The sequence below is a fragment of the Pseudomonas sp. TE3899 genome, from assembly GCF_056279105.1.
This window is the reverse complement of record NZ_JBWBQR010000001.1, coordinates 3,448,868-3,461,599: the sequence shown is the minus strand read 5'-3', so window position 1 is coordinate 3,461,599 and position 12,732 is coordinate 3,448,868. Positions and strand designations below refer to the sequence as shown.

The 12,732-nt window shown below is 61.0% G+C and carries 14 protein-coding genes; 9 read left to right on the top strand and 5 right to left on the bottom strand.

All coding sequences use genetic code 11. The annotated features are described in order from the left end of the window. Nucleotides 1-195 precede the first annotated feature (195 nt). The 5 genes from ACZ89E_RS15885 to ACZ89E_RS15865 all read left to right on the top strand — a co-directional run bounded on the left by ACZ89E_RS15885 (nt 196) and on the right by ACZ89E_RS15865 (nt 4,678). Nucleotides 196-804, top strand: coding sequence for a LemA family protein (locus ACZ89E_RS15885; protein ID WP_149657240.1), 609 nt, complete (start codon nt 196-198; stop codon nt 802-804). After that, on the top strand, nt 804-1,760 hold the full coding sequence (locus ACZ89E_RS15880) for a TPM domain-containing protein (protein WP_463259628.1): 957 nt from the start codon (nt 804-806) through the stop codon (nt 1,758-1,760). The genes ACZ89E_RS15885 and ACZ89E_RS15880 overlap by 1 nt, the downstream gene beginning before the upstream one ends. Before the next feature lie 34 nt (nt 1,761-1,794). After that, nucleotides 1,795-2,553 (top strand): TPM domain-containing protein, encoded by a 759-nt coding sequence (locus ACZ89E_RS15875; RefSeq protein WP_149657238.1) that lies wholly within the window; start codon nt 1,795-1,797, stop codon nt 2,551-2,553. Between the two features lie 28 nt (nt 2,554-2,581). Then, entirely contained in the window at nt 2,582-3,199 is a 618-nt protein-coding gene (locus tag ACZ89E_RS15870; RefSeq protein ID WP_149657237.1) for a TPM domain-containing protein, read from the top strand. A 264-nt stretch (nt 3,200-3,463) separates the two neighbouring features. Next, nucleotides 3,464-4,678, top strand: a complete 1,215-nt coding sequence (locus tag ACZ89E_RS15865) for a class I SAM-dependent methyltransferase (protein WP_149657236.1) — start codon at nt 3,464-3,466, stop codon at nt 4,676-4,678. A gap of 131 nt (nt 4,679-4,809) precedes the next feature. Here the strand turns inward: ACZ89E_RS15865 and ACZ89E_RS15860 are convergent, their stop codons facing one another. Then, entirely contained in the window at nt 4,810-5,700 is an 891-nt protein-coding gene (locus ACZ89E_RS15860) for a DMT family transporter (protein ID WP_476256026.1), read from the bottom strand. Nucleotides 5,701-6,022: 322 nt separating this feature from the next. On the opposite strand from ACZ89E_RS15860, the gene ACZ89E_RS15855 reads away from it, so the two are divergent. Both ACZ89E_RS15855 and ACZ89E_RS15850 read left to right on the top strand, forming a co-directional pair. After that, nucleotides 6,023-6,604 carry a DJ-1/PfpI family protein gene (locus tag ACZ89E_RS15855; protein WP_149657233.1) on the top strand — a complete coding sequence of 194 codons (582 nt, stop codon included), beginning with the start codon at nt 6,023-6,025 and terminating at the stop codon, nt 6,602-6,604. Between the two features lie 14 nt (nt 6,605-6,618). Continuing rightward, a complete protein-coding gene (locus tag ACZ89E_RS15850) occupies nt 6,619-6,924 on the top strand; it encodes a ribbon-helix-helix domain-containing protein (RefSeq protein WP_149657232.1) in 306 nt (101 codons plus the stop codon). 282 nt (nt 6,925-7,206) lie between these two features. Here ACZ89E_RS15850 and ACZ89E_RS15845 read toward each other — a convergent pair whose 3' ends face one another. Then, the gene (locus ACZ89E_RS15845; protein WP_476256025.1) at nt 7,207-8,154 is read right to left on the bottom strand and encodes a FecR family protein; all 948 of its coding nucleotides are present in this window, start codon (nt 8,152-8,154) and stop codon (nt 7,207-7,209) included. Then, the gene (locus tag ACZ89E_RS15840; protein ID WP_476256024.1) at nt 8,151-8,486 is read right to left on the bottom strand and encodes a sigma factor-like helix-turn-helix DNA-binding protein; all 336 of its coding nucleotides are present in this window, start codon (nt 8,484-8,486) and stop codon (nt 8,151-8,153) included. The genes ACZ89E_RS15845 and ACZ89E_RS15840 overlap by 4 nt, the downstream gene beginning before the upstream one ends. A gap of 140 nt (nt 8,487-8,626) precedes the next feature. Here ACZ89E_RS15840 and ACZ89E_RS15835 point away from each other — a divergent pair, with 140 nt between their 5' ends. Continuing rightward, complete coding sequence (locus ACZ89E_RS15835; RefSeq protein ID WP_123597168.1) at nt 8,627-8,971, top strand: YegP family protein; 345 nt, start codon at nt 8,627-8,629, stop codon at nt 8,969-8,971. A gap of 268 nt (nt 8,972-9,239) precedes the next feature. Here ACZ89E_RS15835 and ACZ89E_RS15830 read toward each other — a convergent pair whose 3' ends face one another. Then, nucleotides 9,240-10,259, bottom strand: coding sequence for a DUF4917 family protein (locus tag ACZ89E_RS15830; RefSeq protein ID WP_476256023.1), 1,020 nt, complete (start codon nt 10,257-10,259; stop codon nt 9,240-9,242). A 157-nt stretch (nt 10,260-10,416) separates the two neighbouring features. On the opposite strand from ACZ89E_RS15830, the gene yiaY reads away from it, so the two are divergent. Continuing rightward, the gene (gene yiaY, locus ACZ89E_RS15825) at nt 10,417-11,565 is read left to right on the top strand and encodes an L-threonine dehydrogenase (RefSeq protein ID WP_476256022.1); all 1,149 of its coding nucleotides are present in this window, start codon (nt 10,417-10,419) and stop codon (nt 11,563-11,565) included. Here yiaY and ACZ89E_RS15820 read toward each other — a convergent pair. Further along, the gene (locus ACZ89E_RS15820; RefSeq protein WP_476256021.1) at nt 11,562-12,728 is read right to left on the bottom strand and encodes a multidrug effflux MFS transporter; all 1,167 of its coding nucleotides are present in this window, start codon (nt 12,726-12,728) and stop codon (nt 11,562-11,564) included. The two genes, yiaY and ACZ89E_RS15820, sit on opposite strands and share 4 nt — an antisense overlap. Between the last annotated feature and the right edge of the window lie 4 nt (nt 12,729-12,732).

Sequence of the window (12,732 nt, the reverse complement as noted above, 5' to 3'; positions counted from 1 at the left end):
TCAGCCAAAATTTAGGGAGCGACTATTGTTGTTCAGGTAAATGCAGCACACTTCTGACGCGTTTCTTGTACTGGGGGCATCTTTTAGCCCATTGCTCCGCTGCAATCCAGTGGCGGCGGCAGATTATGCCCCAAGAGCCTGGTTCAAAGGTTACGGGCAGTTTTTCAACGGATTGTGCACGGGAGCATCACCTACATGAATGTACGACTCAACTATCGCTCAAGCCTGCACGTCGCGGCGCTGATGCTGCTGACCACGCTGCTGACCGGTTGCGGCATCAACAACATCCCGACCCTCGACGAACAGGCCAAGGCCGCTTGGGGCCAGGTGCAGAACCAGTACCAGCGCCGTGCCGACCTGATCCCCAACCTGGTGGAAACCGTCAAGGGCTACGCCAAGCACGAAGAAGACACCCTGACCGCGGTGATCGAAGCCCGGGCCAAGGCGACGTCGATCCAGGTCGATGCCAATACCCTGGACAACCCGGAAAAGCTCAAGCAATTCCAGCAGGCCCAGGATCAACTGACCGGTGCCTTGAGCCGTTTGATGGTGGTGTCCGAACGCTACCCGGACCTCAAGGCCAACCAAAACTTCCTGGCCCTGCAATCGCAACTTGAAGGCACCGAAAACCGCATCGCCGTGGCCCGCCGCGACTTCATCCTCGCGGTGCAGAAATACAACACCGAAATCCGCACCTTCCCCGGTCGGCTGTGGCACAGCGTGATGTACAGCGATTTGCCGATCCGCGAAACCTTCGAAGCCACCAGCCCGGATGCCGATAAAGCGCCGCAAGTTAAATTCTGATGGGCGGCGTACAGCGCGTGCTGCGAGGCACGCTGCTGTCGCTCTGGCTGGTAACCAGTTGCGCCGTGATGGCGCAACAACAGGCTCCAACACCCACGGACGGGTTAGCGTTGCGTCAATCGCAGCCCGTTTCGCAGGTCGAGCCCAAACCGGCCCCCGCGACGGCAATCCCCCTGGAAAGTCTGTTTCCCAAACTGACCGGACGCGTTGTCGACACGGCGCAGTTATTGACACCTTCAGCGGTGGTTTACCTTGAGCAGATGCTCAAGCAACTGGAACAGGCCACGACCGATCAAGTGGTGGTGGTCACGGTCCCGAGCCTGGGTGGCTACAGCATCGAGGAATTCGGTGTGCAACTGGGCCGGCATTGGGGCATCGGGCAGCAGGACAAAAACAATGGCGTCCTGCTGTTGGTGGCGCGCGATGACCGTAAGGTGCGGATTGAAGTAGGGTACGGGCTTGAGGCGCAGATCAATGACATGTGGGCCGGCTTTATCATCAATGAATCGATCGTTCCCTATTTCAAGGATGATCTGTACTCATCGGGGATCATTGCCGGGACTACATCGATCGTAAGAATGCTTGTGCCAACCGACCTGCCGAGGGTGGTCAATCGTTCCGTGGAAAGGAGCTGGCTGGATTCGATTGACTGGAGTTGGTGGGTAAAGCTCGTGTTCTTTTTTGTTTTTCTGGGGATTCCAATCGTGGGGTTTCTCAGATCGTGGCAAGAGGAAGAATATTTTCCGTCCGAGTCTGACAAATACACGCCGGTCGATGATGACGACAGTCCGCCACGACGGGAACCGAAGGCTGACCAGGAATCAAGTTGGAGCTGGATCAGCAGCTCGAGTACCTCCGACGATTCCAGCAGCAGTTCAAGTTCCGATTCGGACTCGGACCGTTTCTCGGGCGGCGGTGGCAGCTTTGGCGGTGGCGGGGCTTCCGGCAGTTGGTAGTGCGCCGGGGTGAACAATTAAGGAAGAGGTGCTGATGGGAATCTTCAAATCCGGCCTGGTGCTGTTGCTCTGGGTTGTTGCGATCACGGCCCAGGCCGAGTTGAAATTCCCGCCGCTGACCGGGCGGGTGGTGGACAACGCGCAGATGATCGAACCGGCGGTGCGCGAGCAGTTGACCCAGCAGCTTCAGGCTCACGAAACCGCCACCGGCGAGCAATTGGTGGTGGTGACGTTGCCGGATTTGCAGGGCACCGACATCGCGGACTTCGGCTATCAACTCGGCCGCGCCTGGGGCATCGGCCAGAAGGACAAGAACAACGGCGCGCTGCTGATCGTGGCCCGTGACGAGCGCAAGCTGCGGATCGAAGTCGGTTATGGCCTGGAAGATCGCCTGACCGATGCCCAGAGTTCGGTGATCATCAACCAGGTGATCACCCCGGCGTTCAAGACCGGCAACTTCAGCAAGGGCATCAGCGACGGGGTTGCGGCGATGCTGGTGGTGTTGGGCGGTAGTTCGCTGGACGAACCCTCCACGGTGTATGAGCCGCGCGGTGATGAGGACAGCGATTTCATCTCGCGGCACCCCGGCGTGTTCATCTTTTTGGTGATGCTGTTCATCCTGACGATTTTCATCTGCCAGATGCTCGGTATCCTGCCGGCCGGTCGCGGCGGCTCCGGTGGTTCGGGAGGCGGTTTCGGCGGTGGTGGGTTTGGTGGCGGCGGTGGAGGTGGCGGGGGCTTCAGCGGTGGCGGAGGCAGTTTCGGGGGCGGCGGTTCGTCGGGCGGCTGGTGACAATAATAATGAGCGAGCGTTTATAACCATGGCATTACTGACTGAACACGAACAACGCAAAGTCGCCGAGGCGATTGCCCGGGTCGAGCGCGAAACCGACGCCGAACTGGTGACGGTGCTCGCGGCCCGCGCCGACGACTACGTGTACATCCCGCTGCTGTGGGCGAGTTTGCTGGCGTTGGTGGTGCCGGGTGTCGTGCATTACCTGACCGGCGTGCTGACCCTGCACAGCCTGTTGCTGGTGCAATGGGCGAGTTTTATCGTGCTGTGCCTGGTGTTCCGGATTCCGAAAATCACCACGCATCTGATCCCGCGCCGGGTTCGTCACTGGCGCGCCTCGAACCTGGCCCGGCGGCAGTTCCTGGAGCAGAACCTGCACCACACCGTGGGCAGCACCGGGATGTTGATCTTTGTCTGCGAAGCCGAGCGTTATGTGGAAATCCTGGTGGATGAAGGGATCTCCAGACGCCTGGACAACAAGACCTGGGAAGGGATTGTCGCGGCGTTTACCCAACAGGTGAAACAGGGCCAGACGTTGCAGGGGTTTGTGACCTGCATCGAGGCGTGCGGCGAGTTGCTCAAGGTGCATGTGCCGGTGACGCAGGTGCGCAATGAATTGCCGAATCGGTTGGTGGTGTTGGGCTGATTTCCCCCTGGAGTTGACCCACATTATTGTGGCGAGGGGGCTTGTCCCCGTTGGAGTGCGAAGCGCTCCCAGCATTCTTTCAGTCATACCAAGTCGGCGGGTTTACGACTGCTTCGCAGCCGAACGGGGGCAAGCCCCCTCGCCACAGAAGCTCACCTAGCCTCAGAAATCACGCCGTTGAGCAAATAACCGCGTGTTCCCGAACCCCATCCCCCCTAAAATACCCGCCATTCCCGATTCGCACCGCCCGAGGCCGTTTTCCCCATGTCTGCTACCGCCACTCCCGCCAGCCTCGCGCCGGATCATCACGCCCAGTTCATCGACCTGTTGCAAACCAGCCTCGACGCCAATGCCTTCATCAAACTGGTGCTGGCCAAGTACGTCGGCAGCGAAGTGGATTTGCAGCGGCTGATCATCAAGCAACTCACGGTCAAGGATCAGCCTTGCCTGTCCTTCGTCTACCGCTACAAGACCCGCGACATCACCAAGAACTTCCCGCTGGCCGAAGGCGTGGCGACCATCGCCGGGCTGTTGCCGGAGGCGTTCAAAAATGCGCATTTACTCTCCCTGACCGACGAAGCCCAGCTCGAATACAGCAAAAAGGGCAAGTCTTCGCTGTTCAAGAGCAAACCCCAGCAATTGCGTGAAGTGCCGTCCGCCGAGCATAACCGCGAGAAAAACCGCTTCCTCGACCTGAACCGGCCGTTCCTCGCCGACCTGGGCGTGACCAACAGCAAGCACGAGCTGATCCCGGCGATGTCGCGCAAGTGGAAGCAGATCAACAAGTTCATCGAAGTGTTCAGCCATGCCCTGACCACTTCGCCACTGGCCCTGGACAAACCGGTGCGCGTGGCGGATTTCGGGTCGGGCAAGGGTTACCTGACGTTCGCGATCCACGACTATTTGCGCAACACCCTGAATGCCGAAGGCGAAGTCACCGGCGTCGAGCTGCGCGAAGAGATGGTCAACCTGTGCAACGCTGCCGCCGCGAAGCTGGAGCATCCGGGGCTGGTGTTCAAGTGCGGCGACGTACGCAGCGTCGCGCCGAGCGAGCTGGACGTGATGATCGCCCTGCATGCCTGCGACATCGCCACCGACTACGCGATCCACACCGGCATCCGCTCCGGCGCCTCGATCATCATGTGCTCGCCGTGCTGCCACAAACAGATCCGCCTGCAAATTCAGAGCCCGGCGCTGCTCAAGCCGATGCTGCAATACGGTTTGCACCTGGGCCAGCAGGCGGAAATGGTCACTGACAGTTTGCGCGCGTTGTTCCTTGAGGCCTGCGGCTACGAGACCAAGGTGTTCGAGTTCATCTCGCTGGACCACACCAACAAGAACAAGATGATCCTGGCGGTCAAACGCGCCGAACCGGTGGACCCGGCGCAGCTGTTGGTGAAGATTCAGGAGTTGAAAGATTTCTATCAGATCACCGAGCATTGTCTGGAAACATTGCTGCGTTCCGACGGCTACCTCTGATCGCCACACCCCTGTAGGAGCAAAGCTTGCTCGCGATAGCGATCTTGAGCGCCATCGCGAGCAAGCTTTGCTCCTACAGGCGAAGGCGATTTTGAAGACGCCTTCGCCGGCAAGCCTGGCTCCTACAAGAGCTATGCTGTGGCCACCTGCGCCGGTTTAACCGCCGTCTTGCGCCCGAGCATCACCGTCACAATCACCCCACCCGCAAACAGCCAGGTAATCGGCTCGATGTGTTCGCCAAAAAACAACGCCGAAAACGCAATCGTGAAGAAGATCTGCAACAACTGGATCTGACTGACCCGCGCAATCCCGCCCATCGCCAACCCGGCGTACCAGGCAAAGAAACCGATGAACTGCGAGAACAGCGAGACGTAGCCAAACGCCCACCAGGTCTTGGCCGAGATCTCGCCCTGATGTTGCAGCGCCAGGTACGTCACCGGCCCGATCAACAGCGGCGTCGACAGCACCAGCGCCCAGCAGATCACCTGCCAGCCGCCCATTTCCTTGGCCAACCGGCCGCCCTCGGCATAGCCCAGACCGCCCACGGCAATCGCCCCGAGCATCAACAAATCACCGGCCTGAATGCTGCCGGCGCCGCTGATCAGCGCATAACCGAGCACCAACGCGCTGCCCAGTGCGGCGCAGGCCCAGAACGCTTTGGACGGGCGCTCATGGGACAGCCACGCGGCATACAGCGCCACGCACAGCGGTTGCAGGCCGTTGACCAGCGCACCGTGGGACGCTGGCAAGGTTTGCATGGCCCAGGCTGACAACACCGGGAAACCGAGAATCACCCCGGCGATCACCAGGGTCAGGCCTTTGACCTGTTTCCAGGTCGGCCACTTCTCACGCCGCCACAGCAACAGCATCGCCGCCGGCACCGCCGCAAACAACGCACGGCCCAGGCCGTTGAGCAGCGGGTGGATTTCCTGCACCACGATGCGGGTGAAGGGCAGGGTGAGGCTGAAGATGACGACGCCGAGCAGGCCGAGGGCCATGCCGGTGTTTTCGCGCGAGGACATGATGGGCAACCAGGATTCAGGGTGATTGGACGTGACTTCATCTAGCCACAAACCGCGGCGATTGCTCTGTTACAGCTAGGTGCGGAAATATCCGTACAGTTTGCCGCGATCCCTGTGGCGAGGGGGCTTGCTCCCGTTGGACTGCGCAGCAGTCCTCTTCTTTTTTAAGGTCAAGAGAGGGGCCGCTTCGCAGCCCAGCGGGAGCAAGCTCCCTCGCCACAAAAGCTCATTGGCGGTAGTAACCGGTTATTACCCGCCCCCTCAGATTAGGACTACCGTGAAGACTCCTGCACGCCCACGTATTCCCAGAGGAGTCCTTCCCATGGCTGCCAAGAAAATCCTGATGCTGGTCGGCGATTACGTCGAAGACTACGAAGTGATGGTGCCGTTCCAGGCGCTGCTGATGGTCGGCCACACCGTGCACGCCGTGTGCCCGGACAAGACCGCCGGTCAGACCGTGCGCACCGCGATCCATGACTTCGAAGGCGACCAGACCTACAGCGAAAAACCCGGTCACCTGTTTGCCCTGAACTTTGACTTCGCCAAGGTCAAGGCGGCCGATTACGACGCACTGCTGGTGCCGGGCGGTCGTGCGCCGGAGTACCTGCGCCTGAACGAAAAAGTCCTGGAACTGGTGCGCGATTTCGACAAGGCCGGCAAGCCGATCGCCGCCGTGTGCCATGGCGCGCAACTGCTCGCCGCGGCGGGGATCCTCGAAGGACGCGAATGCAGCGCCTACCCGGCGTGCGCCCCGGAAGTGCGGCTGGCGGGCGGTACGTTCATCGATATCCCGGTGACGGAAGGCCACGTACAAGGCAATCTGGCCACTGCGCCCGCCTGGCCGGCCCACCCGAACTGGCTCGCCGGTTTCCTCGGCTTGCTGGGCACTAAAATCACGCTGTAACGAGGGACTTTTGCATGTGCGAGCTCTACGTCAAGGCCGATCCGATCCTCTACGAATCGCGCTCCCGCTCGCTGCGCATCTGCGGGGTGGTCACCACCCTGCGCCTGGAGAATCAGTTCTGGGACATCCTCAGCGAAATCGCCGAAGTCGACGGCATGACCACCAACCAGTTGATCGCCAAGCTGTATGAAGAGGTGATGGACTATCGCGGCGAGGTGGTGAATTTTGCTTCGTTCTTGCGGGTGAGTTGCATGCGGTATTTGAGTCAGCGGCGGGGGATGGCGCCGGGGTTGTCGGTGGTGCGTTCGGCGGCCAAATAGTTTATTGACCTTGCGGGCCTCTTCGCGGGCAAGCCTCGCTCCTACAGGTTTGGTGGTGTTCGATCATTTCGCGGACACCACAAAACCCTGTAGGAGCGAGGCTTGCCCGCGAAGACGTCAGCCCAGGCGCCACAAACCCCTGATCAGAAGAACCGCGTCACACTCACTTTGGCATTGCGCCCCTGGCTATACGCCCGATCCCCACTCAACGCAGACCCGAGGAAGACGCGGCAGGCAAAAACACCTCACATGCGACTGCAAGATATTCTCATGTGAGGTGTTTCAGCGTGCTTCGATGCGTAGTTGGCCATCGGCGAGGGTGACGGTTTTCACCGGAATCAGCGCCGGCAGCGCGTTGAGCAAGGCATCGGGATCATTGACGTCGAGGTCGCCGGAGACCTTGAAGCGCCCCAGTTTCCCATCGGCCAACAGCACCGGGTGGGCGCGATACAGGTTCAACTCATCCACCAGGCTGGCCAGTTCGCGATTGCGAAATGACAAGTGCCCGCTGCGCCAGTCCGCCACTTGCCCGTCGGTCAGCGTCTGCTGCTGCAGGGTGCCACTGGCCAGGTCAAACGCGGCCTGCTGTTGCGCGCCGAGCTGGGTTTGGGTCTTGCTGTCCGGGGCAAACGCGACCTGGCCGTGGGCGACGCTGACCACCACGTGCCTGGGCGTGCGCCGCACATCGAAAGCGGTGCCGACCACCCGCACCGTCGATTCACCGGTATGCACCCACAGCGGTCGCTCTTTATCCGGCGCCACTTCCAGATAAATCTGGCCCTGGTCGAGATAAACCTGGCGCTGCTGACTGTCGAAATCGATGCGCAAACGCGTATTGGCGTTGACCGACAAGGTGCTGCCATCCGGCAGATTGAACGTGCGCGAGCCTTTGGCCTGGGCCGCGATTTGTTGCTGATAGACGCCATGGGGCGTGCCGAGGTTGAACGCCAGAACGGCGCAGACCAACGCCGCCGCAATCGCCAGGGCTGGGCGCCAGACATTCGGTTTACGCCGCAGGCTGATCGGCGCCGGTTTGTTCTGTTGCTTGAGTTCGGCCAGGTCGGCCCACAGTTCTTCGAAGGCGCGGTAGGCCTTGGTGTGTTCCGGTACGCACATCCACAGCTCGAAAGCTTCGCGGTCGGCGCTGCCGTGCTCCTGGCGATTGCGCACAAACCAGCTGGCGGCCTGGGCGTCGATGCCGTCATCCGGCAGATCAATATCACGATTCATTCTGGCTGCTCCGTGCCTTTTTCGTGGTCCAGGCGTTGCTTGCAATGCAGCAGGGCGAAGGCGATGTGTTTTTCCAGCATGCTCAGGGAAATACCCATGCGTTGCGCGAACTGTGCCTGACTCAGGCCTTCAAAGCTTTGCAGCATAAGGGCTTCGCGGCGGCGCGGCGAGGGTTCTACGAGCACACCTTTGAGTTGCTTCAGGCGTTGCGCGCCGGTCATGTACGCCGCGTCACTGGGGTTATCCGTGCGTTTGCGCAGGTAATTCAGGATGTCCCCGTAGAACCGGCGAAAGGAATCAGCCGACAGCGGGTCGGGCGTGAGGCGAGACATGGAGATCCTGCTTGAGGCGCGGGTGCAGAAAGGTTGCGGGTGGCTGCCGCGTGAGGTCTGTTCTCAAACAGTGGATAAACCCCATGGAAGGTCTTTACTGTCAGGCAACTTTGGTTGGATCAATCGACAGGAGTGGCACCATGTCTGGATGGTATGAGTTGAGCAAAACCAGCACCGGTCAGTTTCGCTTTGTGCTCAAAGCAGCCAATGCCGAAACCATTCTGAACAGCGAGCACTACACCACCCGCGCCGCTGCCGATGGCGGCATCGCCTCGGTGCAGAAAAACAGCCCGCTGGATGAACGCTACGAGAAAAAGACCACCAAGGATGGCCATCCTTACTTCAACCTCAAGGCCGGTAATCACGAGATCATCGGCAGCAGCGAGGCGTACTCCAACGATGCCGCGCGGGAGAAGGGGATTGCCAGTGTGAAGGCCAACGGGCCGACGACGGTGATCAAGGACAAGACATTGCCGGTGCTTTGACGCGAGATCGTTCCCACGCGCAGCAAAGGAATGCCTCCAGGGACGCTCCGCGTTCCAATGGGACACAGAGCGTCCCGTGCTGCATTCCTTTGCTGCGCGTGGGAACGATCCTTAAAGAATGAGGAGTGCTTTTGTGGCGAGGGGGCTTGCCCCCGTTCGGCTGCGAAGCAGTCGTAAACCTGCTGGCACCTTTTAACTGAAAGACCGCTGAGGGCCGCTTCGCGACCCAACGGGGGCAAGCCCCCTCGCCACAAGTTTGGTGTTCTCTTCAGACTTCGACTGGAACCGTCAGCTTCGAACTCCCCAGCGCATGTGTCTTGGAATCAAAAAACCTCAACTCAACCCCCGTCCCCTCAAACACTTTCGCGTAATGCCGCTTCTGATGCTGAACAAACGCCTTGCTGCGCGGCTTGATCGACACTGCCACCACCTTCGGTTTCGCCTGGCGCAGCGCATGGATGATGTGGCTGTCCTGCTCGCCCAGCGCATGCCCGAAGATGCACAACCCCTCGCCATGCCCCAATAACTGGTCATAACAGAACGACAAATAATCCGAACTGCGGATGGTCTTGAGCTTGTCCTGCGCCGGGCCTTCGTTGACGAACAGCGGCACGTCGTCCAGGGTCTTGATGGTGTTGTTGATCGCAAAACTGCCGAGCAACGTGCCCTCGGTCGACTTCAATTTGCGCGCCGTGCCGTCCTGGTTGCGCACCAGGTGCAGGCCACCGTGCAGGTACAGCAAACGGGTTTTATCGGTGGCGCTGGCGCTCAAGTCGAAGCTCGGTTCATTGCCGTGAAACAGGTCAGTGATGGCTTCCGGCTGGTGCTGGAGCGCCCAGTTGCCGAGCAGATCGTAGTTGGTGGTGAACACCGTCCGATAGCGGCCCATCTCTTGATTGATCGTCGCCAACGTCGAAGGCACCACCAGCCGCCACGGGATGTGCACCGCGTGCACGGTGTTGATCAGCGCTTCCTTGATCGCGTAGTAGCGATTGCGCGGTGCGGCGGAGCTGACGGCCAGGGCCTTGTTGACGCGGCTGGTGATTTTCAGCGCGCTCAGCACTTGTTCGAAACTGCGGGTTTGCAGCGCATCGAACACGCTCAGCTCGGACTGGCTCAGGGGTTTTTCTTCGACGGTGCGGGCGTTTTCGAACAGCGAGTCGTAACCGAAGTCATCCCACACCGCACGGCTGGCGCCGTTGCCCAGCAGCAGGCCGCTGAACGAAGCGCTGGTGCGCAAGGCGTTCCAGTCTTCAAGTTGGGCATCGACATCCTGGAAATCGGTCATTGCGTTGGTCGTCTCAAAAAGCGAAGGGTCTGATGGGCGGCGACTTTATCACGACCCGCACTTGAGCCAGATCAACATACGCCGTGACTGATCGGTCGATCCTGTGCACATCCGCTGAATCGGAGCTGTCGATTCGGCCCCTCGCAGGAGATTCGCCATGAGCAGCACGTTTTTCATCCCCGCCGTGAACATCATGGGCAGCGGTTGCCTCGACGAAGCCATGGACGCCATCCGCAAGTACGGTTTTCGCAAAGCGCTGATCGTCACTGACGTCGGGCTGGCCAAGGCTGGCGTGGCGGCGATGATCGCCGAGAAGCTGGCGATGCAGGACATCGATTCGGTGATCTTCGACGGCGCCAAGCCCAATCCGAGCATCGCCAACGTCGAACGCGGCCTGGGCCTGCTCAAGGAAAGTAACTGCGATTTCGTGGTGTCCCTGGGCGGCGGTTCGCCCCACGACTGCGCCAAAGGCATCGCCCTGTGCGCGACCAACGGCGGGCAGATCCGCGACTACGAAGGCGTCGATCAGTCCGAGAAGCCGCAACTGCCGCTGATCGCGATCAACACCACCGCCGGCACCGCCAGCGAGATGACCCGTTTCTGCATCATCACCGACGAATCGCGCCACGTGAAAATGGCCATCGTCGACCGCAACGTCACGCCGCTGCTGTCGGTCAACGACCCGGCGCTGATGGTCGCGATGCCCAAGAGCCTGACCGCCGCCACCGGCATGGACGCGCTGACCCACGCCATCGAAGCCTACGTCTCCACCGCCGCCAACCCGATCACCGACGCCTGTGCGCTGAAGGCCATCACCCTGATCAGTAACAACCTGCGCCTGGCCGTGCGCGACGGCAGCGACCTGGCCGCCCGGGAGAATATGGCGTACGCGCAGTTTCTCGCGGGCATGGCCTTCAACAACGCCTCCCTCGGCTACGTGCACGCGATGGCCCACCAGTTGGGCGGTTTCTACGACTTGCCCCACGGCGTGTGCAACGCGGTGTTGTTGCCGCATGTGCAAAGCTTCAACGCACTGGTCTGCGCCGATCGCCTGAGCGATGTGGCCCTCGCCATGGGCGCCGAGATACGCGGGCTCAGCCCGGAAGAAGGCGCGCAAGCGGCCATCGCGGCGATCCGCAGTCTGGCCCGGGACGTGGAAATCCCCGGCGGTTTGCGTGACCTCGGCGCCAAGCTCAACGACATCCCGATCCTCGCCACCAACGCCCTGAAAGACGCTTGCGGCCTGACCAACCCGCGAGCAGCGGATCAGCGGCAGATCGAGGAGATTTTTCGCAGCGCGTTCTAAGCCTTTTTGCCACCCGGCGCGAACCTCACGCAGAGCATCGCGCCCAGGGCCAGCACAACGCACAGCAATGACAACGGCCAGGCCTGCTGACTGGCGATCAGGCTGGCGATGCCGCCAATCACGGCGGCCATCAGTTGATGGATGAAACCGCTCAACGCCATCGCATAAGCCCCGCTGACCGGCGAGCCCTCATTGGCCAGCGACAGGCTGATCGGATAATTCAGCGACTGGCCAAGCACCGCAAAGCAGTACGGCAACCAGAACAGCAGCGCCACCGACGTCCCCGCCACACTCCCCAGCCACATCACCCCGCTGCCGGCCAAAACCAGGCCCACGCCCAGCGTCATCAGCCAATGCTGACCGGTGCGCACGACGAAACGATTGACCCCCAGCGCTCCGAGAAAATACGCCGCGCTGATCGGCCATCCCAACAACCCGTATTCCACGGCGGTCCAGTTGAACGGTCCTTGCAGGATCAATGGTGCGGCGGTGTTGAACGCGATGATCACACCGTAACCCAGGCCACCGGCGAGGGCCGGCAGCAGAAACGCTCGATGACGCAAGATGCGCCAGTAGCTTGGCCAACTGGAGGCCGGGCGGGGTTCGTCCGTCAGTACCGGGAACGCGACCCGCGCCACGATCCCGGCCATCAGCAGACTCACCCCACCCAACAGATAAAAAATCGCGGGCCAACCCAGCGCCACCTGGATGATCGACCCCAGGTACTGCCCGATCCCCAGCGCCACTACAAAGGAAATCGAAATCCACGACAGCGCCTTGGCCAGCAAGTCGCCGCGAAAACTGTCGCGGATCAGCACCCGGGCCATCACCGAAATCCCGCTGGCGCCAACGCCCTGGAGCAAGCGAAGGAACAGGAACGACTCCAGCGTCTGGCCCAGGGGCAGGGCCAGGTTGCCGACCCCATAGATGCCAAGCGCCGCGAGCAATACCGGTTTACGCCCGATGCGCTGGCCCAGGCTGCCCCAGAACAACATCGGCAGCGCCATGCCGATCAGGTACACCGCCAACCCCCACGACACTTGCGACGCATCGGCGGACAAATGCCGGGCGATCTCCGGCAATGCAGGCAGGTAAATGCTCATGCCCAATTGCGCGAGGAAAACCGTGCTGCAGGTGACGAGGAGGGTGGTGCTGCTCTTCATGGCA